Origin of the sequence: Kosakonia oryzendophytica (genome assembly GCF_900094925.1) — a bacterium.
GTDB classification, from domain to species: domain Bacteria; phylum Pseudomonadota; class Gammaproteobacteria; order Enterobacterales; family Enterobacteriaceae; genus Kosakonia; species Kosakonia oryzendophytica.
Window position 1 is genome coordinate 85365 of record NZ_FMAY01000014.1, and the last position, 24765, is coordinate 110129.

Annotated in this window: 22 protein-coding genes; 11 read left to right on the forward strand and 11 right to left on the reverse strand. The window is 55.2% G+C overall.

Translation table 11 applies throughout. The features are described 5' to 3' along the window. Positions 1 to 33: 33 nt before the first annotated feature. Positions 34 to 930 (forward strand): SDR family oxidoreductase, encoded by an 897-nt coding sequence (locus GA0061071_RS19975; protein WP_061493147.1) that lies wholly within the window; start codon positions 34 to 36, stop codon positions 928 to 930. Between the two features lie 55 nt (positions 931 to 985). On the opposite strand, the gene exbD is transcribed toward GA0061071_RS19975, so the two are convergent. Then, positions 986 to 1411 (reverse strand): TonB system transport protein ExbD, encoded by a 426-nt coding sequence (gene exbD, locus GA0061071_RS19980; protein WP_088238407.1) that lies wholly within the window; start codon positions 1409 to 1411, stop codon positions 986 to 988. Positions 1412 to 1417: 6 nt separating this feature from the next. Further along, positions 1418 to 2149, reverse strand: a complete 732-nt coding sequence (gene exbB / locus GA0061071_RS19985; RefSeq protein WP_061493145.1) for a tol-pal system-associated acyl-CoA thioesterase — start codon at positions 2147 to 2149, stop codon at positions 1418 to 1420. Positions 2150 to 2400: 251 nt separating this feature from the next. Here exbB and metC point away from each other — a divergent pair, with 251 nt between their 5' ends. Further along, positions 2401 to 3588, forward strand: coding sequence for a cystathionine beta-lyase (gene metC / locus GA0061071_RS19990; protein WP_088238408.1), 1188 nt, complete (start codon positions 2401 to 2403; stop codon positions 3586 to 3588). 117 nt (positions 3589 to 3705) lie between these two features. Beyond that, positions 3706 to 4365, forward strand: a complete 660-nt coding sequence (gene yghB / locus GA0061071_RS19995) for a DedA family general envelope maintenance protein YghB (RefSeq protein WP_061493143.1) — start codon at positions 3706 to 3708, stop codon at positions 4363 to 4365. Between the two features lie 36 nt (positions 4366 to 4401). On the opposite strand, the gene GA0061071_RS20000 is transcribed toward yghB, so the two are convergent. Beyond that, entirely contained in the window at positions 4402 to 5301 is a 900-nt protein-coding gene (locus GA0061071_RS20000; protein WP_061493142.1) for an AraC family transcriptional regulator, read from the reverse strand. A 192-nt stretch (positions 5302 to 5493) separates the two neighbouring features. On the opposite strand from GA0061071_RS20000, the gene yqhD reads away from it, so the two are divergent. After that, positions 5494 to 6657 carry an alcohol dehydrogenase gene (gene yqhD, locus GA0061071_RS20005; RefSeq protein ID WP_088238409.1) on the forward strand — a complete coding sequence of 388 codons (1164 nt, stop codon included), beginning with the start codon at positions 5494 to 5496 and terminating at the stop codon, positions 6655 to 6657. Between the two features lie 101 nt (positions 6658 to 6758). Then, complete coding sequence (gene dkgA, locus GA0061071_RS20010) at positions 6759 to 7586, forward strand: 2,5-didehydrogluconate reductase DkgA (protein WP_088238410.1); 828 nt, start codon at positions 6759 to 6761, stop codon at positions 7584 to 7586. 55 nt (positions 7587 to 7641) lie between these two features. On the opposite strand, the gene GA0061071_RS20015 is transcribed toward dkgA, so the two are convergent. The 5 genes from GA0061071_RS20015 to GA0061071_RS20035 all read right to left on the reverse strand — a co-directional run bounded on the left by GA0061071_RS20015 (position 7642) and on the right by GA0061071_RS20035 (position 15151). Beyond that, a complete protein-coding gene (locus GA0061071_RS20015) occupies positions 7642 to 9810 on the reverse strand; it encodes a YgiQ family radical SAM protein (protein WP_061493139.1) in 2169 nt (722 codons plus the stop codon). A 129-nt stretch (positions 9811 to 9939) separates the two neighbouring features. Then, positions 9940 to 11352 carry a cell division protein FtsP gene (gene ftsP, locus GA0061071_RS20020; protein WP_061493138.1) on the reverse strand — a complete coding sequence of 471 codons (1413 nt, stop codon included), beginning with the start codon at positions 11350 to 11352 and terminating at the stop codon, positions 9940 to 9942. Positions 11353 to 11421: 69 nt separating this feature from the next. Continuing rightward, complete coding sequence (plsC, locus tag GA0061071_RS20025) at positions 11422 to 12159, reverse strand: 1-acylglycerol-3-phosphate O-acyltransferase (RefSeq protein ID WP_061493137.1); 738 nt, start codon at positions 12157 to 12159, stop codon at positions 11422 to 11424. A 225-nt stretch (positions 12160 to 12384) separates the two neighbouring features. Next, positions 12385 to 14643: a DNA topoisomerase IV subunit A gene (parC, locus tag GA0061071_RS20030; protein WP_061493136.1), complete on the reverse strand. Its 2259-nt coding sequence runs from the start codon at positions 14641 to 14643 to the stop codon at positions 12385 to 12387. 118 nt (positions 14644 to 14761) lie between these two features. Beyond that, entirely contained in the window at positions 14762 to 15151 is a 390-nt protein-coding gene (locus tag GA0061071_RS20035) for a YgiW/YdeI family stress tolerance OB fold protein (RefSeq protein WP_061493135.1), read from the reverse strand. Positions 15152 to 15298: 147 nt separating this feature from the next. On the opposite strand from GA0061071_RS20035, the gene qseB reads away from it, so the two are divergent. The 4 genes from qseB to GA0061071_RS20055 all read left to right on the forward strand — a co-directional run bounded on the left by qseB (position 15299) and on the right by GA0061071_RS20055 (position 18338). Then, on the forward strand, positions 15299 to 15958 hold the full coding sequence (gene qseB, locus GA0061071_RS20040; protein ID WP_088238411.1) for a quorum sensing response regulator transcription factor QseB: 660 nt from the start codon (positions 15299 to 15301) through the stop codon (positions 15956 to 15958). Then, on the forward strand, positions 15955 to 17301 hold the full coding sequence (gene qseC / locus GA0061071_RS20045; RefSeq protein ID WP_088238412.1) for a quorum sensing histidine kinase QseC: 1347 nt from the start codon (positions 15955 to 15957) through the stop codon (positions 17299 to 17301). Before qseB ends, qseC begins: the two co-directional genes overlap by 4 nt. A gap of 106 nt (positions 17302 to 17407) precedes the next feature. Then, positions 17408 to 17989: an NAD(P)H-dependent oxidoreductase gene (locus GA0061071_RS20050; protein ID WP_061493132.1), complete on the forward strand. Its 582-nt coding sequence runs from the start codon at positions 17408 to 17410 to the stop codon at positions 17987 to 17989. Between the two features lie 34 nt (positions 17990 to 18023). Further along, positions 18024 to 18338 carry a putative quinol monooxygenase gene (locus tag GA0061071_RS20055; RefSeq protein WP_061493131.1) on the forward strand — a complete coding sequence of 105 codons (315 nt, stop codon included), beginning with the start codon at positions 18024 to 18026 and terminating at the stop codon, positions 18336 to 18338. A 42-nt stretch (positions 18339 to 18380) separates the two neighbouring features. Here the strand turns inward: GA0061071_RS20055 and GA0061071_RS20060 are convergent, their stop codons facing one another. The 3 genes from GA0061071_RS20060 to GA0061071_RS20070 are packed head-to-tail and all read right to left on the reverse strand — an operon-like array spanning position 18381 to position 22761. Further along, positions 18381 to 19571 carry a glycoside hydrolase family 88 protein gene (locus tag GA0061071_RS20060; protein ID WP_088238413.1) on the reverse strand — a complete coding sequence of 397 codons (1191 nt, stop codon included), beginning with the start codon at positions 19569 to 19571 and terminating at the stop codon, positions 18381 to 18383. Between the two features lie 39 nt (positions 19572 to 19610). After that, on the reverse strand, positions 19611 to 20879 hold the full coding sequence (locus GA0061071_RS20065; RefSeq protein ID WP_088238414.1) for an oligosaccharide MFS transporter: 1269 nt from the start codon (positions 20877 to 20879) through the stop codon (positions 19611 to 19613). Between the two features lie 58 nt (positions 20880 to 20937). Beyond that, entirely contained in the window at positions 20938 to 22761 is a 1824-nt protein-coding gene (locus GA0061071_RS20070; protein ID WP_088238415.1) for a DUF2264 domain-containing protein, read from the reverse strand. A 164-nt stretch (positions 22762 to 22925) separates the two neighbouring features. Here GA0061071_RS20070 and GA0061071_RS20075 point away from each other — a divergent pair, with 164 nt between their 5' ends. Both GA0061071_RS20075 and GA0061071_RS20080 read left to right on the forward strand, forming a co-directional pair. Continuing rightward, on the forward strand, positions 22926 to 23786 hold the full coding sequence (locus GA0061071_RS20075) for a helix-turn-helix transcriptional regulator (RefSeq protein ID WP_088238416.1): 861 nt from the start codon (positions 22926 to 22928) through the stop codon (positions 23784 to 23786). 61 nt (positions 23787 to 23847) lie between these two features. After that, positions 23848 to 24759, forward strand: coding sequence for a LysR family transcriptional regulator (locus tag GA0061071_RS20080; RefSeq protein ID WP_061493126.1), 912 nt, complete (start codon positions 23848 to 23850; stop codon positions 24757 to 24759). Positions 24760 to 24765: the final 6 nt, after the last annotated feature.

The window sequence follows — 24765 nt, forward strand, 5'->3', positions numbered from 1 at the left end:
TAAGTACTCAACCACCGATATGGAGGGTACTTAATGGCAACTAACCAGACAAAAATTCAGGATCCCACCACGCAATACTACGCTGGCGATTACCCGCAGCAGAAACAACCCTATCCCGGGGTGCAGGCAAAAATGGATCCTGTACCTGACTGTGGTGAAAACAGCTACGTGGGCAGCGGACGGTTGAAAGATCGGAAAGCGCTGGTCACCGGCGGGGATTCCGGTATCGGTCGTGCTGCCGCCATCGCCTACGCGCGTGAAGGGGCGGATGTGGCGATCAACTACCTGCCTGCGGAAGAAGAAGATGCGCAGCAGGTCAAAGCGCAGATCGAAGCGGCCGGACGCAAAGCGGTGCTGATCCCCGGCGATCTGAGCGATGAGTCATTTGCCCGTGCGTTGCCACACAAAGCCAAAGAGCAGCTTGGCGGTCTGGATATACTGGCGCTGGTCGCTGGCAGACAAACCGCAATTGAAGAGATTGCTAATCTGACCACCGAGCAATTTATTCAGACCTACACGGTGAACGTTTTTGCGCTGTTCTGGATAACTCAGGAAGCCATCCCACTGCTGCCACGCGGCGGTAGCATCATCACCACCTCATCAATCCAGGCGTACCAGCCAAGTACACACCTGCTGGACTATGCCTCCACCAAAGCGGCTATTCTCAATTACAGTCGCGGGCTGGCAAAACAGGTGGCGGAAAAAGGGATCCGCGTCAATATCGTGGCGCCAGGGCCAATCTGGACAGCATTGCAGATTTCTGGCGGTCAGCCGCAGGAGAAACTGCCGCAGTTCGGCCAGCAAACGCCATTGAAACGCGCCGGACAACCGGCTGAGCTGGCCCCCGTCTACGTTTATTTGGCAAGCCAGGAGTCGAGCTACGTCACGGCCGAAGTGCATGGCGTCACAGGCGGCGAACATCTCGGATAAGCAGGTGAAAAAAAAGCTGGCGAGAGCCAGCTTTTTTACGTTTGGCAAGGGCAGATTACTTCGCTTTCGCGACCTCTTCACCGACCAGACCGATTTTCAGATAGCCCGCCTGATGCAACGTATCCATCACCTTCATCATTGTTTCGTAGTCTACGGTTTTGTCCGCACGGAAAAAGATGGTGGTGTCTTTTTTACCTTCCGTCATCGCATTTAGCACGTTGATCATCGTGTCATCCGTCACCTGATCGTTACCGATAAACATCGTGTTATCCGCTTTTACGGAGAGGTAGACTGGCTTTTCCGGGCGCGGTTGTGGCTGGCTGGAGGATGCCGGCAGATTCACTTTCACATCCACAGTGGCAAGCGGTGCGGCCACCATAAAGATAATCAGCAGCACCAACATAACGTCGATAAACGGCGTTACGTTGATTTCGTGCATTTCGCCGTTATCGTCCAGGTTTTCATTCAGACGCATTGCCATGACGTATCAACCTACACGTAATTTCTGAGCCGCACGCACCGGCTGCGCATTGCTGGCAGCCAGGTCAAGATCGCGGCTTTGCAGTAACAGAACCTGCGCGGCGACATCGCCGAGGGTGGCTTTGTAACTGCCAATCATGCGCGCAAAAAGGTTGTAAATCACCACCGCCGGAATGGCAGCAACCAACCCAATCGCCGTAGCCAGCAGCGCTTCGGCAATACCCGGCGCCACAACAGCGAGGTTCGTAGTTTGCGTCTGCGCGATGCCGATAAAGCTGTTCATGATGCCCCAAACGGTACCAAACAGACCGATAAACGGAGAGATCGCGCCGATAGTGGCGAGATAGCCATTACCGCGCCCCATATAACGCCCGGTCGCCGCCACGCGACGCTCCAGGCGGAAGCCGGTGCGCTCTTTAATGCCTTCGTTATCTTCGCTGCCTGCGGATAACTCCAGCTCGTTCTGGGCTTCGTTGATTAACAGGGTGCTGAGGCTTTTCGCATGGAAGGAGGAGGCGATTTCGCTGGCCTGATCCAGTGAGCGGGCATCAGCCAGCAGGGTCTGCTCGCGCTTGATGCGGCGCTTTTGCGCCATCATCTCAACGCTTTTGCTGAAAAACAGAGCCCATGTCACCACGGACGCCAGAATCAGGCCGATCATTACCACTTTAACGACAATGTCGGCGTGCTGATACATACCCCACACGGATAGATCCGTCTGCATCAAATTATTACCCACTGTGTTTCTCCGCGACGCAAATCACAAAAACTGAGCGCCATCATATCAAAATGATGTCGAATTGATAGTAGTTCTCATTACTATTTACATAATGCCTGAATTGAAAGCCATTTTCTTTGCGCTCACGCAGTAAACCCGCGCGACTGAACACGTCGTAGAAAAAATTAACACCCGCACCGCAAACAGGGATGCATCAACCCACAATCATGGTAGTCTGGACATCCAGACGTATAAAAACAGGTTGAGCGAAAATGACGGCGAAGCATCTTGATACCGCTCTGGTAAACGCAGGGCGCAGCAAAAAATATACACTAGGCTCGGTGAACAGCGTGATCCAACGCGCCTCTTCCCTGGTCTTCGAAACGGTGGAAGCCAAAAAACACGCTACCCGCAACCGGGCGAACGGCGAACTGTTTTATGGTCGCCGCGGTACGCTAACACACTTCTCATTGCAGGAAGCGATGTGTGAACTGGAAGGCGGCGCCGGATGCGCGCTTTTCCCCTGCGGCGCGGCGGCGGTGGCTAACACCATTCTGGCGTTCGTTGAGCAAGGCGATCATGTGCTGATGACCAACACCGCCTATGAACCGACCCAAGATTTCAGCACCAAAATTCTCGCCAAACTGGGCGTCACCACCAGCTGGTTTGACCCGATGATTGGCGCCAGCATTGTGCATCTCATCCAACCCAATACGAAAGTGGTATTCCTGGAATCTCCCGGCTCCATCACCATGGAGGTGCATGACGTTCCGGCGATTGTGCAGGCGGTGAGAAGCGTAGCCCCGAACGCCATCATTATGATTGATAACACCTGGGCGGCTGGCATCCTGTTCAAAGCGCTGGAGTTTGATATTGATATCTCGATTCAGGCAGGCACCAAATACCTGATTGGTCACTCCGACGCGATGGTGGGCACCGCCGTTTCCAACGCCCGCTGTTGGGAGCAACTGCGTGAAAACGCCTATCTGATGGGGCAAATGTTGGATGCGGATACCGCGTATATGACCAGCCGCGGTTTGCGTACATTGGGCGTGCGCCTGCGTCAGCACCATGAAAGCAGTTTAAAAATTGCCGAATGGCTGGCGACGCACCCGCAAGTGGCGCGGGTGAATCATCCAGCGCTGCCAGGAAGCAAAGGGCATGAGTACTGGAAACGTGACTTTACCGGCAGCAGCGGCCTGTTCTCCTTTGTATTAACTAAACGCTTAACCCATGAAGAACTGTCGCAATACCTCGATCCGTTTTCACTGTTCAGCATGGCCTACTCCTGGGGCGGTTATGAGTCGTTAATTCTGGCCAACCAGCCGGAACAGATAGCGGCGATCCGCCCGGATGGTGAAGTGGACTTCACCGGTACCCTAATTCGGGTGCATATTGGTTTAGAGAATGTTGACGATCTGATTGAAGATTTAGCTGCAGGATTCCAGCGTATCGTGTAAACCAGGCTAACCGGGGTAAAGCTTCAGAAAATTCTCTGTTTCTTGCGCCCCGGATCAAGGTGTTTTTGGCGAGTTGGAGTACAATAGCCTCCTCTACGCGGTACCACAGGAACGTCCATGGCTGTTATTCAAGATATTATCGCTGCGCTTTGGCAACACGACTTTGCTGCGCTGGCTAACCCGCATGTTGTTGGCGTTGTTTATTTTGTGATGTTCGCCACGCTGTTTCTGGAAAACGGCCTGCTTCCTGCTTCGTTTTTACCGGGGGACAGCCTGCTGTTACTGGCCGGTGCGCTGATTGCGCGCGGCTGCATGGACTTTGTATCCACCCTGTTTATCCTCACCTCCGCCGCCAGTCTCGGCTGCTGGCTCAGCTACCTGCAAGGCAAGTGGCTGGGCAATACGCGGGTGGTGAAAAGCTGGCTTGCGCAGCTACCGGTGAAATACCATGAACGGGCGACCTGTATGTTTGACCGCCACGGTCTGCTGGCGCTGCTTGCCGGGCGTTTTCTGGCGTTTATTCGCACCCTGCTGCCGACCATGGCCGGCATATCCGGTTTGTCGAACCGCCGCTTCCAGCTGTTTAACTGGCTGAGCGCTCTGCTATGGGTTGGCGTCGTCACCTCTTTTGGCTACGCCATCAGCATGATCCCGTTTGTGAAACGTCATGAAGATCAGGTGATGACGTTTCTGATGATCCTCCCGGTCTTCCTGCTGGTTGCCGGGCTTGTCGGCACTGTTGCGGTGGTGCTGAAGAAAAAATACTGCAACGCCTGACCCGCTGCCCCTCTTCCCGGCGAAGAGGGGCCGTTTTTACATCCCCTGCATGGTACGAATTCTCGCCACATCCTCTCCCGGCGTCAGACCAAAATAGCGTTTAAACTCGCGGCTGAACTGCGACGGACTTTCATAGCCAACCCGTATCGCCGCAGCGCTGGCTTTCATACCATCATGCACCATCAGCATACGTGCTTTGTGCAGACGGTAGCTCTTCAGGTACTGCAAAGGCGACGTGCTGGTCACTGACTTAAAGTTGTGGTGAAACGCCGACACGCTCATATTGGCTTCAGCGGCAAGCTGATCGACGCTCAGATTCTCCGTGTACTGGCTCTCAATGCGCTTCAGCACCCGGCTAATCAGGCTAAAATGCGTCTGGCGACTCACCAGTGCCAGCAACGCACCGCCGCGCGGCCCGGTCAGCACGTGGTAAAGGATCTCGCGGATAATCTGTTTACCGAGAATACGCGCATCCAGCGGGCGCTCCATCACGTCCAGCAAGCGTTCGGCGGCGCACAGGATCTCTTCCGACAGGACCGCCGAGTTAATCCCGCTCGCGGCGATATCAGGGCGAAAGAGTTCATCTTCGCCGATATCCATCAACAGTTCCTGTAATTGCAGGATATCGACGTTTACGCGAAGACCCGCCAATGGCACCTCCGGCGTGGCAAAGGTTTCACACTCAAACGGTAACGGCACCGTCAGTAATAAATACTCGTTAGTGTCATAGCGAAAAACGCGCTCATTGATATAACCGATTTTATGACCGGAAAAGAGAAAAACGATCCCCGGAAGGTACATCACCGGTGTTCGGGTTCCCGGCTGAGTCCCGTACAGCAAACGGATATCCGGCAGCAGTTCACTGAGTGTGTTTTCATTTATTTTCAGAGCCTTAATCTTTTCTGTCAGGTGCAAACAAATCTCTTCGCGCTTCATTTTCCGCTACTCCGGCAAGGCTTTTTGACACAGACAGTGTGCTCAGTTTTATGCTTTTTCTCCAGCCTAAAAGAGAAACAGGCAAGACATTCGCAGGAATGTGCATTGAGAGAGACGCTGCCCACGCCCACAATAATCCCATCAGGCAGACAGCTGCCGGACATTTTTCACCTAATGAGAAGGGAACGAGCAATGAATAACTTTAATCTGCATACCCCTACCCGCATCCTGTTTGGTAAAGGCGCAATTGCTAATCTGCGTGAGCAGATCCCGGCGGAGGCCCGCGTGTTGATTACCTATGGCGGCGGCAGCGTGAAGAAAAACGGCGTGCTGGATCAGGTCTACAGCGCGCTGCAAGGTCTGGATGTCCGCGAATTCAGCGGTATTGAGCCAAACCCGACGTACGAAACCCTGATGAAAGCCGTAAAAATCGTGCAAGACGAAAAGATCACATTCTTGCTGGCGGTGGGCGGTGGTTCTGTACTCGATGGCACCAAATTTATCGCCGCAGCAGCGCAGTACGCAGACGGCATCGATCCGTGGCACATCCTGCAAACGCGGGGGAGTGACATCAAAAGCGCCATTCCGATGGGTTCTGTGTTGACGCTGCCAGCCACCGGTTCTGAATCCAACGCAGGCGCGGTGGTATCTCGTAAAGCAACCGGCGACAAACAGGCGTTCCACTCTGCTTTCGTGCAGCCCGTATTTGCCATCCTCGATCCGGTTTACACCTACACCCTGCCGCCGCGTCAGGTGGCGAATGGCGTGGTGGATGCCTTTGTCCATACCGTTGAGCAGTACGTCACCTATCCGGTGGACGGCAAAATCCAGGATCGTTTCGCGGAAGGCATTTTGCTGACGCTGATCGAAGAAGGCCCGAAAGCGTTGCAGGAACCGGAAAACTACGACGTACGCGCCAACGTGATGTGGGCGGCAACGCAAGCGCTGAATGGTCTGATTGGCGCAGGTGTACCGCAGGACTGGGCAACACATATGCTCGGTCATGAACTGACTGCGATGCATGGTCTTGACCATGCGCAAACCCTGGCCGTTGTTCTGCCTGCACTGTGGAATGAAAAACGCGATACCAAGCACGCCAAATTGCTGCAATACGGTGAGCGCGTGTGGAACATCACTGAAGGCTCTGAAAACGAGCGTATCGATGCGGCCATTGAAGCAACGCGTAACTTCTTCGAACGTATGGGCGTGCCGACGCGGTTGTCCGGTTACGGCCTCGACGGTAGCTCAATTCCGGCGCTGTTGAGCAAACTCGAAGAACACGGTATGACGCAACTCGGCGAACACCAGGATATTACACTGGAAGTCAGCCGTCGCATCTACGAAGCGGCGCGCTAAGGTCGTCTGGCAACGGCTTTCGTTTTTGGTTTTTTCGACCACACTTAATGCACACCACCTTACCGGGCCTGTCCCGGTAAGCCTATTGAAAGGAGAAATGCATGACACATCCCACCGTGATTAAGCTTTCTGACGGCACACTGATGCCGCAACTGGGTCTTGGCGTGTGGAAAGCGAGCAACGAGGAAGTGGTTACCGCGATTCATAAGGCACTGGACGTGGGGTATCGATCCATTGATACCGCCGCAGCCTATAAAAATGAAGAAGGCGTGGGCAAAGCGATTGCCAGCTCGGGCGTACCGCGCGATGAGTTATTTATTACCACCAAGTTGTGGAATGACGATCAGCAGCGCCCGGCGCAAGCATTAAAAGAAAGTCTGAAAAAACTGCAGCTTGATTATGTGGATCTCTATCTGATGCACTGGCCAGTACCGGCCATCGATCATTATGTCGAGGCGTGGCAAGGGATGATCGCATTACAGCAGCAGGGGCTGGTGAAGAGCATCGGCGTGTGCAACTTTCAGATCCCACACCTGCAACGCCTGATCGATGAAACCAGCGTCGCGCCGGTGATTAACCAAATCGAGCTACACCCGTTGATGCAGCAGCGCCAGTTGCACGCCTGGAATGCCACACACAAGATCCAGACCGAGTCCTGGAGCCCGCTGGCACAGGGCGGTGAAGGGGTCTTCGATCAGAAAATCATCCGTTCGCTGGCGGATAAATACAGCAAAACACCTGCACAGATAGTGATCCGCTGGCATCTTGATAGCGGTCTGGTGGTGATCCCGAAATCGGTCACGCCGTCGCGCATTGCCGAAAACTTTGATGTCTGGGATTTCCGCCTGGATAAAGACGAGCTGGCGGAAATTGCCAAACTGGATGCCGGTAAACGGCTGGGGCCAGACCCGGATCAGTTCGGCGGTTGAATGCCCGTTGAGCACAAAAAAATGCCCGGTGTAAACCGGGCATTTTTAGGGTGACTTAACGCACCCGCGTGGCTTTTTTCTTCGTGGATGCAGCGCTTTTACCGTTGCTACGCTGGTGCACAATCGGCGTATGTTTGGTCAACGCTGGCTGTGACTGGCGGTTCTGACGGCGCGCTTCACGCATCTCTTCCAGCGTCGGTGCCGGCACCAGGCATTCGCGGCGCGAGCCAATCAAATGCTTTTTACCCATCGCTTCCAGCGCCTGGCGCAGCAGCGGCCAGTTGGCCGGATCGTGGTAACGCAGCAGCGCTTTATGCAGACGGCGCTGTTTGTCCCCTTTGGGGACCACCACCTCTTCGCTCTTATAGTCGATTTTCGACAGCGGGTTTTTGCCGGTGTAATACATGGTTGTCGAGTTCGCCAGCGGTGAGGGATAGAAGTTCTGTACCTGGTCAAGACGGAAGCGGTGACGCTTCAGCCACAGCGCCAGGTTCACCATGTCTTCATCACGCGTACCGGGGTGGGCGGAGATAAAATAGGGGATCAGATACTGTTCTTTGCCCGCCTGTTTGGAATAGGTGTCGAACAACTGCTTAAAGCGGTCATAGCTGCCCATTCCCGGCTTCATCATCTTCGACAGCGGACCTTCTTCAGTGTGTTCCGGCGCAATCTTCAGATACCCGCCCACGTGGTGCGTCGCCAGCTCTTTCACATAGCGCGGATCTTCAACGGCCAGATCGTAACGCACACCAGAGGCAATCAGGATCTTTTTAATACCTTTCAAATCACGGGCACGACGATAGAGATCGATCGTCGGTTGGTGATTGGTATCCATATGCGGGCAGATCTCCGGGTAAACACAAGAGAGTCGGCGACAGGTCTGTTCCGCACGCGGCGATTTGCAGCGCAGCATATACATGTTGGCGGTCGGCCCGCCGAGATCGGAAATCACCCCGGTAAAGCCCGGTACGCTATCACGAATCGCTTCGATCTCATTGATGATCGAATCTTCGGAGCGGCTTTGAATGATACGGCCTTCATGCTCGGTGATGGAGCAGAAGGAACAGCCACCAAAACAGCCGCGCATAATATTGATGGAGAAGCGGATCATCTCATACGCCGGGATACGGCTTTTGCCATAGGCGGGGTGCGGCACGCGCTTATAGGGCAAAGCAAACACGCTGTCCATCTCTTCGGTCGACAGCGGGATAGCTGGCGGGTTGATCCAGATGTAACGATCGCCGTGTTTTTGCATCAGCGCGCGGGCGCAGCCGGGGTTCGTTTCGTGGTGCAAAATACGCGACGCATGGGCGTAGAGCACCTTATCACCTTTTACCTTCTCAAAAGAAGGCAGCAGCACATAGGTTTTTTCCCACGGTTTCGGGCGCGGCGGCTGCACCGTCACACGTTTTGCTTCCTGCGCTACGGGTTTGTTGTCCGCACAGGGTAAATCTTCGCCATACGGATGCGGGATCGGGTCGATCTTACCCGGCGTATCGAGGCGGGTGGAGTCCACCCCGCTCCAGCCCGGCAGCGCTTCTTTGACGATGATCGCGGTGTTACGCACATCGCGGATCTGCGAGATCGGTTCGCCCGCGGCCAGACGATGAGCCACTTCCACCAGTGGGCGTTCACCGTTGCCAAACATCAGCATATCGGCTTTGGCGTCAATCAGCACCGAGCGACGCACGGTATCAGACCAGTAATCATAATGTGCGGTACGGCGCAGGCTGGCTTCAATACCGCCGAGGATCACCGGCACCTCTTTCCACGCTTCTTTACAGCGTTGGGTATAAACCAACGTGGCGCGATCCGGACGCTTACCGGCGACGTTATCCGGGGTGTAGGCGTCGTCATGACGCAGCTTACGATCGGCGGTGTAGCGGTTGATCATCGAATCCATGTTGCCAGCGGTGACGCCGAAGAACAGGTTCGGTTTGCCCAAACGCATAAAGTCGTCTTTGCTGTTCCAGTCCGGTTGGGCAATGATACCAACACGAAACCCTTGTGCTTCCAGCATACGGCCGCAAATCGCCATCCCGAAACTGGGGTGATCGACATATGCATCGCCCGTCACCAGAATAATGTCGCAACTATCCCAGCCGAGTTGATCCATCTCTTCGCGCGACATCGGCAAAAACGGCGCAGGGCCGAAGCAGGCCGCCCAGTACTGGGGCCATGAGAAAAGGTCACGATCCGGTTGGATCAGGGATATTGCGCTCATCTTGCTTCCAAAAATGATAAAAAAATAATCAAAGGGCGGCGATTATACGCCGTAATTTGACCGGAAATGAAGGAGGATTTTGTACAGGACAGCAGCCTGACAGGTAAAAACCTGGCAGGCTTACACATGTTACGGCGCCGGGTTCACCAGCAGCTGCCCTACCGAACCACGGTCGGTCATCTCCAGCGTCTGGCTTTGATACTGGAACGGGAAGTGCGGCCAGGAAGGCTGGCCGAACCACACCAGCAGTTCCACCTGTCCGTCGATCCAGACAGTATCTTTCCAGCCCCGGTCCTCCGGGAATGGCATCGCACCGTTAACGTTGCGCACCAAAAACATTACGCCTTCAATATGGAAGGATTGCGGCATCTCGGCGCGGACGGTCCAGCGCTCCCAGGTGCCTTGCTGCGTAGTGATATCGATCCGCTGCGGATCCCATAACTGCCCGTTAATGCCCGGATCGCTGCCCAGCGTGATATCCCGGCTGCGGGTTGGTGTACCGGCCATAATCTCTGACGGCAGCAGACGCATGGGTAGTCTGTCCGTCACCAGCGGTAACAGCCCGGTTGGACGCAACGTCAACACCAGCGTCGAAATCAGGATGCTGGAGGGCTCGAAGAAACCGCGTACGCGATCCATCAGGGTTGCCGCTTCGCCACAGGTGATCGACACTTCATCACCGTTGGTCATATCCACCAGCACCTCGCGGCGCTCCCCCGGTGCCAACGACAACTGCTTTACTGATACCGGTGCGGGTAAAAAGCCCTGATCGCCGGCAATCACATGCAGTGCGCGACCATCACTCATTTGTAACTGGTAGCGCCGGGAGTTCGAGGCATTTAACAGACGCAGTCGCACCCAGCCACGGGAAACATCCACATACGGGCTTTGCGCGCCGTTCACCAGCAACGTATCGCCGACAAAACCACCGCTACCGGGTTCGCTGTATTGCGGCGTACCGAAATTATCCAGCCGCTTATCCTGAATAATGACCGGGAAATCATCCACGCCGTAATGGTTCGGTATCGGTAACGACTTACTGATCTCATCCTCCACCAGCCACATTCCCGCAAGGCCGTTATAGACCTGCTGCGCGGTGCGGTTCGGCGTATTGGCGTGATACCACAGCGTCCCGGCATTCTGACGAATAGGCAGCACCGGTGCCCAGTCGTTATTGGCGGTCATCATGCGCGCTGCGCCACCAATCAGCGGCCCTGGCACCTGTAAACCACTGACGGTCATTGCCACGTTTTCCGCCAGTCGGTTGCTATAAATCAGTTTGACGTCATCACCGTTCCATACCCGGATCGTTGGCCCAAGATAACGCCCATTGATGCCGAAAACCTGGGCACGTGTACCGGTCGTGAATGACCAGTGCGTACGTTGCAGGGTAAGAAACAGCGGTTGCCCGCGACGGGATTCAAACAGAGGAGGAACGGGCAACTGCGGTTGTTGCCCGGCGGCATTTGCCCTCAGCGGCACCGCACCTGCACATAGCGCAACCCCGGATGCCTGAATAAACTGACGCCGACTGAGTGACATATTTGCTCCGTGTAACACTGACTCTTTGCCGCAAGCATCACTGTCTGCGGACTTATTAACAACAAAAGGTTAAACCCGACCGGCGGCTTCGCGTTCTGCAACTTCTTTATCGAGTTCCTCGATTTTCGTTGCCATCAATTCGCGGCAATGAGTTGCCAGCTCACGCACCTGATCTTTACCAAAGCGGGTGATATCAATGGGCGGCAACATCTCAACGATAACCAACCCGTTGCGCAGGCGATTGAGTTTAATTTTGTTAGACGTCGTCGACACGCAGACCGGAATGATCGGCACACCGGCGGCAATCGCGGCATGAAACGCCCCGGTTTTAAACGGCAGCAAACCGCGACCGCGGCTACGGGTGCCTTCCGGAAACATCCAGATGGAAATATTGCGTTTCTGGATCTGCTTAACCACTTCGGCAATGGTGCCATGGGCTTTCGCACGGTTATTACGATCAATCAGCAGATTGCCGGTCAGCCAGTAAAGCTGACCAAAAAACGGGATCCACAACAGGCTCTTTTTACCCACGGTCACCGTTGGCGGTAGCACAATGTTGGATGCGGTCACCATGTCGAAGTTGTTCTGATGGTTCGCAATATAGATAGCATTGCCAAACTTCGCGGCATCCGGCGGCAGACGTTTTTCGACTTTCAAGCCGAAAACTGGCGCAAGGCGACCAAACATATGACCGAAGGTCGCAACATGTTTTGGATTACGTGGACTAAACAGGCAGTAAAGGGACCCGAATACGCACACCAGAATGGAATAAATAACAACGATGATTACGCGAAAAATGAATAGCATAGCGACCTCTGAAGCCCATACCTTTGAGCATTATATACACGCCAGCAGCACTACGCTGAGGCTGGCGGCGCCACAATGAGCCATCAACTGGCCTGGGCTTTGTGTTATGCGGCCTTTAAAAAAGCGTATTGTTAATCGCAATTGCCGAATTAACAACGCTTTTACGGGAAATTTTAATGTAGAAACGTGTCTCCCTCAGGGGCGATGGAGACACGCTTTTGCGCCTTACTCTTCGCTGTCGCCCGTCGCCGGACGGGAAGGCGCATCAATCTCAACGCGATCGATACGCTGCAAACCGCGCATCAGCGTACCGCGGCGCCCGCGTTCGCCCTGCACTTTTTGCAGCTCTTCAGGACGCAGCTTGATTTTGCGTTTGCCGACATGGATGGTTAACGTGCTCTGCGGCGGCAACAGGTAGAGGTGCGCAAGCCCGTCGCTACCGTTTGCTGCATCCGCAGACGGGATGCCGATGATCTTGTTGCCTTTCCCTTTCGACAACTGCGGCAAATCGCTGACCGGGAACATCAGCATACGACCGGCGGTGGTGATGGCCAGCAGCATATCGTCATCGTTAACGATTTCCAGCGGCGGCATCACCCGCGCGTTATCCGGCAGGCTGATCAGCGTTTTACCGGCACGGTTGCGCGCCACCAGGTCGTTAAAGGTACACACAAAACCGTAACCCGCGTCCGACGCCATCAGCAGTTTCTGCTCATCGTTGCTCATCACCATATGCTCAACGGTCGCTCCCGGCGGCAGCGTCAGCTTACCGGTTAGCGGTTCGCCCTGACCACGTGCGGACGGCAGCGTAATCGGGTCGATTGCGTAACTGCGTCCGGTGGAGTCGATGAACACCACCGGCTGGTTGCTCTTGCCTTTCGCCGACGCTTTCCAGCTATCACCGGCTTTGTAACTCAGTCCCTGCGCGTCAATGTCGTGGCCTTTGGCGCTACGCACCCAGCCCATTTGCGACAACACAATGGTCACCGGCTCAGACGGTTGCATATCGTGCTCGTTCATCGCTTTCGCTTCTTCGCGCTCATGCAACGGAGAACGGCGATCGTCGCCGAACGCATCGGCATCCGCCTGTAGCTCTTTCTTCAGCAGAGTGTTCATCTTGCGCTCAGAAGCGAGGATCGCTTGCAGTTGATCGCGCTCTTTCGCCAGATCATCCTGCTCACCACGGATCTTCATCTCTTCCAGTTTGGCAAGATGGCGCAGTTTTAACTCAAGGATCGCTTCCGCCTGCGTCTCGCTGATGCCAAAGCGTGACATCAGCACTGGCTTCGGTTCGTCCTCGGTACGAATGATTTCGATCACTTCGTCGATGTTGAGGAATGCCACCAGCAAACCTTCAAGGATATGCAGGCGTTTGAGGACTTTTTCCAGACGGTGATTCAGGCGGCGGCGCACGGTGTCGCGGCGGAACGCCAGCCATTCGGTGAGGATCTCCAGCAGGTTTTTCACTGCCGGGCGGCCATCCAGACCGATCATATTCAGGTTAATGCGGTAGCTCTTTTCCAGATCGGTGGTGGCGAACAGGTGGTTCATCACCTGCTCCATGTCCACGCGATTAGAACGCGGGACGATCACCAGACGCGTCGGGTTTTCATGATCCGATTCGTCACGCAGATCGTCGACCATCGGCAATTTTTTATTGCGCATCTGAGCGGCGATTTGCTCCAGCACGCGTGCGCCGGAAACCTGGTGCGGCAGCGCGGTGATCACCACCGCGCCATCCTCTTTTTTCCAGACCGCGCGCATACGCACTGAACCGCGACCATTCTGGTAAATTTTGCGGATCTCGGCACGGGAGGTAATGATCTCTGCTTCAGTCGGGTAGTCCGGCCCCTGCACAATATCCAGCAACTGGTCGATCGTGGTTTTCGGCTGCTCAATCAGGGCAATAGCCGCATTAGCGACTTCGCGCAGGTTATGCGGTGGAATATCCGTCGCCATCCCTACTGCAATCCCGGTCGTGCCGTTCAGCAGGATATTCGGCAGGCGCGCAGGCAGCATTTTCGGCTCCTGCATCGTACCGTCGAAGTTCGGTACCCAATCAACGGTGCCCTGGCCCAGTTCGCTCAGCAGCAAATCGGCATATTTCGACAGGCGGGATTCGGTATAACGCATGGCGGCGAAGGACTTCGGATCATCCGGCGCCCCCCAGTTACCCTGCCCATCAACCAGCGGATAGCGGTAGGAGAACGGCTGCGCCATCAACACCATGGCTTCATAGCAGGCGCTGTCGCCGTGCGGGTGGTATTTACCCAGGACGTCGCCCACGGTACGGGCGGATTTCTTAAATTTGGCGCTGGCGTTCAGCCCCAGTTCAGACATAGCGTAAACGATGCGGCGTTGAACAGGTTTCAGGCCATCACCGATAAACGGCAACGCACGGTCCATGATGACGTACATGGAGTAGTTCAGGTAGGCGTTTTCCGTAAATTCATGCAGCGCAAGGCGCTCTGCCATATCGCTCATTAATCGTGATTCCTCAACGTATGTGCCCGCCTGTACGGCGGCAATATTGCCGCAGATACTACCCTATCTGCGGCGAGGAGTCATAGAGATGAGCGATTTTTTCACGCGCACCTGGCGCTTACTGGGCGACCTTACTGATCTCTTTTACATCGATTTCCACCGAGTTCCAGTCTTTATCCACTTCTCCCTGGATCTCCACCACATCCTGTGGCCCGACTGTCACGCCATTCCAGCGTTTACGGTTGATATCCACATTGATGGTACCGGTGGCATCTTTGAATAAATAGGTATCGTCGGAAACGCGCTCAACGATGTTCCCCCGCAACGTAACCCAGGCATCGTCCCGCAGCGACTTCACGCTCTCAACGGTGGCTTTGCTACCGTTCGGCCCGGTAAAACCCCCACTCTGCTGAGAGGCACCTGGGCCGGTAAACCCACCCTGATTCGCGGCGAAGGCCGGTGCGGAACATAACGCAAATACGGCAATAATGGCGGCGATCTTTTTCATTTTGTCTCTCCCTTTTCCTGTGGTTTGCGACCATTTAACCGGTCATTCCTTAACGACTTCTTAACGGGAAAAAAGATAATTTTTCGCTGTACATTGCCTGTCGCCAACGGGTTTACTGCCCATAACAGGGTGATGAAAGGAGGCATTGTGCGCATTTTACTGATTGAAGATGACACGCTCATCGGCGACGGCATTAAAACCGGACTCAGCAAAAAGGGATTTAGCGTCGACTGGTTCACGGACGGCAAACAAGGGAAAGCGGCGCTGTTTACCGCCCCTTATGACGCGGTGATCCTCGATTTAACGCTCCCCGGTATCGATGGCCTCGACATTCTGCGCGACTGGCGCGAACAACAACGCGCCGAACCGGTGCTGATCCTGACCGCCCGCGATGCCCTTGATCAACGAGTGGAAGGGCTGCGCCTGGGTGCGGATGATTATTTGTGCAAACCGTTTGCGCTGATCGAAGTGGCCGCCCGACTGGAAGCCCTGATTCGCCGTACACACGGACAAACGCAAAATACGCTGCGCCACGGCGGGGTGATGCTGGATCCCGGCAGCCTGGTCGCCACATTGAATGGCGAAACGCTGGCACTCAAACCGAAGGAGTTCGCCCTGCTGGAACTGTTACTGCGCAACGCCGGTCGCGTACTGCCGCGTAAACTCATCGAAGAGAAGCTCTATAACTGGGATGACGATGTCACCAGTAATGCCGTGGAGGTGCATGTGCACCACTTGCGACGCAAACTGGGCAGCCACTTTATCTGCACGGTTCACGGCATCGGTTACACCCTGGGAGAAGCATGAAACGCACCCGCCCGTTGAGTCTGCGCCTGCGCCTGACGTTACTGTTTTTACTGTTATCGCTCGCAGCCTGGCTGTGCGCCAGCCTGGTTGCCTGGCAGCAGACCCGTGATAAGCTCGACAAGCTGTTCGACACCCAGCAAATGCTGTTCGCCAAGCGCCTGAGCGTTATGGAGTTTGAACAACTGCAAAGCGCCGCGCCGCAGATCGCGAAGAAAAAGGTGAAGCATGGCCATCTCGACGATGATGCGCTGGCGTTCGCCATCTATTCGACAGACGGCAAAATGCTGCTGCATGATGGCGCGAACGGCAAAGAGATCCCCTATAACTATCGGCGCGAAGGGTTTGATAACGGCCATCTGCGCGATGATGATGACTCGTGGCGCTTTCTGTGGCTCACCGCTGAAAACAAGCGCTTTCGCATTGTTGTCGGTCAGGAGTGGGATTATCGCCAGGAGATGGCGCTGGAGATTATAACCTCACAACTCACGCCGTGGCTTGTCGCCTTGCCGTTGATGCTGATTCTGCTGATTGTTCTCCTGAGTCTGGAGCTGCGCCCGCTGAAAAAACTGGCGCTGTCGCTGCGCGCACGCGCGCCGGATCTCGCCGAACCGTTGCCAGACGACGGTGTACCCCGTGAAGTGCGTCCGCTGGTGGAGGCGCTGAACCAGCTCTTTGCCCGCACTCATACGATGATGCAGCGCGAGCGGCGTTTCACCTCCGATGCCGCCCATGAGCTACGTAGTCCGCTGGCGGCGCTGAAAGTGCAGACCGACGTCGCCCAGCTTTCCGATGACGATCCTATTGATCGGCAAAAAGCGCTGGCTCAGTTACATACGGGAATCGATCGCGCTGCCCGTCTGGTGGATCAGTTACTGACGCTGTCACGGCTCGACTCACTGGATAATCTTGACGATCTCGAACCCATCTCACTGGCTGCGCTGCTGCAATCCGCGGTAATGGATAATTACCATCCGGCGCAGCAGGCCGGCATTGATGTCCGTCTGCATCTCCATGACAACACCGTCAGCCGCCAGGGTCAGCCCTTGTTACTCAGCCTGCTGGTACGTAATCTGCTGGACAACGCCATTCGTTATAGCCCGGCGGGCAGTACCGTGGATGTTACGCTCGATGCCCATTGTTTTAGCGTAAGGGATAATGGTCCAGGCATTAGCGAAGAAGCGCTGGCACGTATTGGCGAACGTTTCTATCGCCCGCCCGGCCAGAGCGAAACCGGCAGCGGGTTGGGCCTGTCGATTGTGCAGCGCATTGCCAGGCTGCATCACATGACGGTGACATTCGGTAATCATCCGCAGGGGGGGTTTATCGCGCGGGTCAGTTGGTAGCGGCATTATTGCTGTAAAAGCAAAAGTCTTTGCACTTTTTGCCAATTTAACCGCACCGTCGATCAGGATACCATGGCCCGCAAACGTATTTCGCTGAGGAATTCCCATGAGCAATATTCTGATTATCAATGGCGCGAAGCAATTCGCACACTCAAAAGGTCAACTGAATGACACCCTGACCGAGGTCGCGGAAAGTTTTCTGCGCGACGTCGGGCATGATGTTCGCACCGTCCGCGCCGACGGTGAGTATGACGTAAAAGAAGAAGTGCAGAACTTCCTGTGGGCAGACACTATCATCTGGCAGATGCCCGGCTGGTGGATGGGCGCGCCCTGGACGGTGAAAAAATATATGGATGATGTCTTCACCGAAGGCCACGGTACACTCTACGCCAGCGATGGCCGTACCCGTTCCGATGCGTCAAAAAAATACGGTTCCGGCGGCCTGATTCAAGGCAAAACCTATATGTTGTCACTGACCTGGAACGCGCCAATGGAAGCGTTCACCGATAAAGAACAATTCTTCCACGGTGTCGGCGTAGACGGCGTCTATCTGCCCTTTCACAAGGCAAATCAATTCCTTGGCATGGACGCGCTGCCAACCTTTATCACCAATGATGTGATTAAAATGCCGGACGTCCCGCGTTATATCGCAGAATATCGCAAGCATCTGACAGAGATTTTTGCTTAACTGTGAAGCTGGACTTATAGGGAGTAGGTTAATCATGTTGACAGTAATTGCAGAAATCCGTACCCGTCCAGGGCAACATCATCGCCAGGCGGTGCTCGATCAGTTCGCGAAGATAGTGCCGGTGGTATTGCAGGAAGAGGGATGTCATGGCTATGCGCCGCTGGTGGATCACGCCGCGAACGTGAGCTTTCAAACCACCGCACCGGACTCCATCATGATGGTGGAAGTGTGGGAAAGCGTGGCGCACCTTGAAGCCCATCTGCAAACGCCGCATATGAAAGCGTGGAGCGAAGCAGTAAAAGGCGATGTACTGGAAACCCATATCCGTATTCTGGAAGCGGGTCTCTGAACGTTGTCTTCCCCTCTCCCTGACGGGAGAGGGATGTGTTGCCTACCAGTACAGTTTCCAGCTTTGCGAAAACCGCGCCAGCGCCTCCACATAGAAATAATCCCCCCAGCTACTGCACTCATCCACCCCTTTATTGCTCGCCAGATGGTAAACCGAATGCTTGAGTAGTCCGTTCGTGGCCTCGTTTTTTCCCGCCAGGTAGTGTTTACCTAACGATGACATGATCTGCATGGCCCACTGCTGGTAACGCGCGCGATCCGGGTCCGTCACTGGCAGGTGTTTGATCAGCTCCAGCAAACCGCACACGGCAATCGCGGCCGACGAAGAGTCCCGCAGCGCATCGGTACCCACCAGCGCCAAATCCCAATGGCAGACCGCATCGTCCGGTAAGCGGTTGAGAAAATAGTTAGCCAGCCGTTTCGATAGCGCCACCATCTCACGGTCGCCGGTATAAATGAAACTCAGCAGAAAACCATAGATCCCCCACGCCTGCCCGCGCGACCAGCATGAGTCATCCGCATAACCTTGCTGCGTATTGCCGTAGCGAGGCGCGCCGGTTTTTACATCCATATAGTAAGTATGGAAGGTGGATGCATCTTCGCGGATCAGGTATTTCGCCGCCTGCTTCACGTGGGCTACAGCCGCATCGGCAAAACGCCGATCCCCGGTTTGCTCCGTTGCCCAATAGAGCAGCGGCAGGTTCATGTTGCAGTCGATGATCATACGACCCGCCTGCTCCGGATCCGCGAGATCGCCCCACGCCTGGATGATCTGCGCCTTTTGGTGGAAGCGTTCCAACAGTGCTTCCGCCGCCAGCAATGCAAAACCCCGCGCGTCCCGGTTGCCGGTCAACCGCCAGCCCGCCACGCAGGAGAGCGTGTATAAAAAGCCCAAATCGTGAGTGTTAGTATCATGACGCCCGGCGATGCGCGCGCCGAAAGAGCGCACATGCCGCTCCGCCAGCGCACGAAAGGGTTCCTCACCGCTCATCTCCCACGCCAGCCATAATTGCCCGGTCCAGAAACTGGTGGTCCACTCGATATTATCGGTTAACGGATAATATCCCCGCACGCAGGTTTCAGCCGGGAACTTATCGCCGAATTCCGTTAAATGGCGGCGAATCAGTTCAAGGGTATGCGCCCGCGCCGTCTCCAGTTCATCTTTAAAGGTCTGCGCATCAATTTTGGTGCCGGGATAATCGCGTAACGTTTCCTCAACGAGGTTACTTAACATATTTCGGTTCCTTCTTTTTACAGATAATTAGCGCAGCCATTAACGCGTCACATTATTGCGGGCAATATCCAGCGAACCGCTCTGCCGCCATTTGCTCTGGCACGCGGATAACGTAAACAGCGAGACAAGCGTAAACAGCAGCGCAATCCCGCCCATAATGATGTAGGTATTTTCAAAACCGATGCGGTCATACAAAATCCCGGCGGGTGAGGAAACCACCACGTTGCCGACATACAGCATGGCCTGATAACCAAGTAAATACATGGTCGCATTCACGCGTTTATCAAAATGCTCAGCGATATATTTAAATACCGACACCAGCAGCAGGCAGATTTCCAGGCCGTACAGCGGTTTTAATACCGAAATCAGCAGATGCGATTCGCACAGCCCGGAGATGATTAACCGCGCCCCCACCACCATGCCGACAATCAGCAACCCACGCTTAGCGCCAATAAAATTCACAAACAGCGGGATCACCATATACATCACGAACTCCATGCCGGACTGGACCGTTCCCAGATAACCAAAGACGGCATTGCCCTGATGGACATCATCAAAGAAGGTCACAAAATAGCGGGAGAACTGCTGCTCGGCGATAAACATCATCCATGCCACACCGGCTACATACAGGCAGAACGCCCAGAATTTGCGGTTACGAAGCAGCACATAGACATCCGCCGGAACGATCTTCTCTTTGGTCAGCACCTCATTGGCATGGGCAGAGTGGACATTCACTTTCAGGCTTAACAACACCGCCAGCATCACCAGCGAAGCAACCGATCCCATCATAAAGTTATAGGCGGGCGAGAGATTAAACAGCAGGCCGGAAAACGAGGATGCCACCGCCCAGCCAAGCGACCCCCACATGCGAATCTGACCAAATTCCATACCGTTTAAACGGCTGTAGCGATCGGTATAAGACTCGCAGGCGGCCACTCCCGCATACCAGGCAAAACTTAAATAGATTGCCCCGACAATAATTCCCAGCAACGTATTCGACATTAATAACGGCTGATAAACATAAATAAAAAACGGTGCCATTAATGCCGACATCAGCACCACAAAATAGAGCAGATATTTGCTCATACCGATTTTATCGAGGATATAGCCGTAAATCGGTTTCAGGATCACGGAGAAAATACCGTTCACGGCAAATACCGTACCAATGACCGTGCCGCTCAGGTTGGCTTTTTGTCCTAACCAGATAGCCAGCAGCCCAATACTGGCCGACCAGGTAAAGAAATAGAGAAAGATAAATGTGCTGATTTTGTAATATTCAGTTTTAGGGTTGATGGCTGTCTTTTCCATACTATCCTCGGCGAAAGCATGTAGGGTTCAGAGTTCGGCATCCGGTAATAACCGGGAATTAAAAAGTAATGACGTGTTTTGCTTTTCCGGCCTGGTGAATAACCAGCGCCTGTTCTTCTCTGTGCAGTTGCGGTATGCAGGAATTAAATGCCCCTTCAGAGGCGGCGGCCTGTACCGCGCACGCCAGCCAGTGACGACCAGGGGGAATATCGCCCTGCAACACCGGGATCGCCGCGCAGGGAGCAAACATAATGCTGCTGTTTGGCGGTGTAACCACGCTCTCCGCCTGGCGCATAACGGTGCTTGCCAGCGGGAAAATGGCGCTGATGCCGTTTTCCGCCACCACCAGGCTTCCACCCTCTTCGCAACGATGCGCGGCTTTCAGCACCGCGAAACCACCCTCCACGCTCTGCAAATGGCGGGCGGAGTCAATACGGTGTACCCGCACGTGCCAGTCGCCATAGGGAATCAGCCAGGTGGCAATATGCACGTCATGCCACGGTGACCAGCGGGAGAAAATGGCCTGTTCGCTGACGACCACCTCGTCACATTCCCGGCGGCCGCGGAAATAGTTGTCACCGTCGCTGAGCAGCAACATGGAGTCGCAGGCGGCGTGTTTAATGCCATAACGCCCGCGTTCAATGGTGAAGCCAAACAGGCTTGAATAGGCAAATTTGGTGTATTTCGCCTCGGTGTTGACGTAATTGTTCAGCTCAAGCTGCCCGGAAGCGAGCATCCAGACATGCCGCGCGTGATCACTGTGCACCAGAATTTGCCCGGCGTGCGGCAGGGTTCGCTGCGCGGCCCGCTCCGGCAACGGTAATTCATCGGCCTGCCAGAACGGGTGCGCAGCGGGTAGCGCCAGAATGAGAAAGACCTTTAAGGCCCAGTACGGCGAACCCGGTGAGTTGTAGTCTTCGCACATCGCCAGGTTGGGGTAGGCAAAACCCAGTGTCAAAATGCCGTCACGGTCAAAAATCGGCTGCTTCTGCCACCAGCGCAGATGGCGCAAGATCACCCCTTTCACCACGCCAGCCGGGAAAACATCCAGCCCGGAGAACGCCACTGCACTCCAAAAAGCAACCATCGCAAAACGGTACGTCAGGCTGCGTCCATAGGGGACGCACTCCCCTTCCGCAGCCGACATTGAGATAAAATCCTGCGCAAACAGGCGCGCCCGTTCGCGGATAATGTCTGCCCGCACGGGGTCGTCATCGCCATTCAGCGTGGCGTAAACCAGGCCGTAAAAATGGAACGCCATCGGAATGTAGTAATCTTTCGGTCGGCCAGGACCATCGGAATACCAGCCATCACCCAGGTAATAAGCGTCCATCATCGCAAAACGGCGTTCAATCGCCGCGGCATCCCAAGGGAGTCCCGCACGTTTAAAGCCCAGTTGCACCATGATGGCAAAGAAATGCCAGTTGCTATCGGGCATCTCAGCATCGGTAATCTGGTTAAGCCAGCGATGCAGGTTATGCACTTCGCGTTCGCTAAAGCTTGCGGTGAGTGCGTCGCCCAGTAGCGCCAGACCGAGGCCATAGGCAGCCATCTCCACCAGGCGTTGATCGTAAGGCCCGGTTTCCCCCCAGTAGCCCTCACTTTGCGGATCGGTGCCGCGCTTTATTGCCGCCAGGTATTTCGGGCTAAACGGTTCGGTATCGCCTCCCGCCATCAACGGGAACAGCCCCCATAATGCCCGCGACAATCCCTCCATCTCTGCAATATCGGTAGGGTAATGGGCGCTGGTCGCCCCCAGTGAAAAGCGGGATTCCCCCGCCGGGAACTGGCGATCCAGCGCGCTCAGCATCGTGTTCAGCGCGGCGACCACGTCGTCGCGGGATGACAATGGATTTGATGTTTTCACTTCCGCCGTCTGCATAGGTTGCTCTCCCTTGGGTGTGGCTGAAGGATAGTGAATGCATGAGAAGGGGAAATGTTAGCTTTGTCACACCGCCTGAATTTGCCTGAAACCGCTATTGAGGAAATTTAAAACTGTGGTTTATAACTGGATTCATTCGGGCAAAAATTGAGAACTGTTGCACTATGAGTGACAACTGGCAGGCAGAGCGTCTTGAGCTGATCACCCTGAATGACACCATCGTGTCGTTCAGTCGGCTTTTCGCCAATACCGTGCGTTACCACCACTGGCATCAGTGTCTGGAAGTGTTGTACGTCGAAGAGGGTTTTGGCGTGGTGATTGTCGATAACCGCCAGTACACCATGCGCCCCGGTCGGCTGTTTTTCTTCCCGCCCTTTACCATTCATAAAGTGATGGTGGATGAGCAGGCACAGGATCGTTATCGCCGCACCATCATTCATGTCGATCACCGTGCGGTGCTCAAACAGCTGCGCGATTTCCCGCATAACCACAGCCGTTTACAGCGTCTCTCGCTGCGTGGCGGCGCGGCGGTGGTGATGGACGCCGCCGATATTCACCCGCATATCGATCACCTGTTTAGCTGTTATGCCAGGCTTGCTGCCTGCGCCAGTCTGACGGGCGAGCAGGTCGCCTGCCTGCTGCTTAACCTGCTGGGCATGTTGCCGGAAGCCAACGAGGAGTTGCCGGAAGAGCGCAGCGGCATTGCCACGCCGGTAATGTTCTGGCTGGAAGAAAACTACCGGCAAAAATTCAGTCTCGACAGACTGGCTCAGGAGCTGGGCAAGTCCCGCAGTTATGTCTCGCGCCGTTTCCACTTCGAAACCGGTGAGCATATCCATCAATATCTGAACACCATCCGTCTGCGAAAAGCCTGTGATCACCTGCTGCACGGCGCACTCAGTATCCGCGAGATCGCCGATGACGTCGGTTTTTCCGATGTGACCTACTTTATCAGCGCGTTTAAGAAGGGCATCGGCGAAACGCCACTTCAGTACCGTAAAAATCATCCCACGGCGCAGCGCTGACTGTTGCCCCTGGCACGGTTTTGCTATGGTGATGCTCTGATAACTTCACCGGAAAAAGCATATGGAACGGCTGGATTGCGATCGCATGTTTGTGGCGGTAATGGAAACCGGCAGCTTTACCGGCGCGGCGCAACGCTGCGGCACCAGTCACGGTCAGGCCTCTAAGCTGATCTCCCGCCTGGAACATGAACTGGGGGTCAATCTATTGCGCCGTAGCACACGCTCGCTCACCCCCACCGAGGTGGGACAGGCCTATTATGAGCGCATTCGCCAGTTACTGATCGATTATGACGCGCTCAATGACTCGGTACGCAACATTGCTAATGCCCCTTCCGGTCTGCTGCGCATCTCTGCGCCCGTCACCTTTGGCACGTCGCAACTGACGCCGCATCTGGTGGCGTTCGCCCGTCGTTATCCGGATATTGAGCTGGATGTCAGCTTTGCCGATCGGCTGGTCAGCGTGGTGGATGAAGGCTTTGATCTGGCATTACGCATCGGCAGCCTGACGGACAGCAGCCTGGTCGCACGCCGTTTGTGTGCAATTCGCAACGTGGTGGTGGCATCGCCGGACTACCTGGCCCGCCACGGTGAACCGTCGCACTGGCAGCAACTCGACCAACACAGCCTGATTGTCGATACCAACTTTCGTGACCCCTGGCACTGGCCGTTTATTGATGCGCAACAGCAGCTACACGCCCAGCCCGTGCGCGGGCGCATGAAGTTCTCCAATGCCGAAGTCTGTCTTGAAGCAGCTTGCGCCGGGCTGGGCATTGCGCGGATACCGGTTTTTGTGGCCGGAAAAGCGCTGAAAGCCCAGCGTGTGAAACCGCTGCTGAGCGCCTATGAAGCGCCGCCATTGGCGCTGTTCGCTGTCTACCCTCCCGCCCGCTACCTGGCGCAGAAGTCCCGCGTGTTGATCGACTTTCTGGTGGAATCCTTCTCACCACAGCCCGTCTGGGAACAGGGGTGGTGATAATTT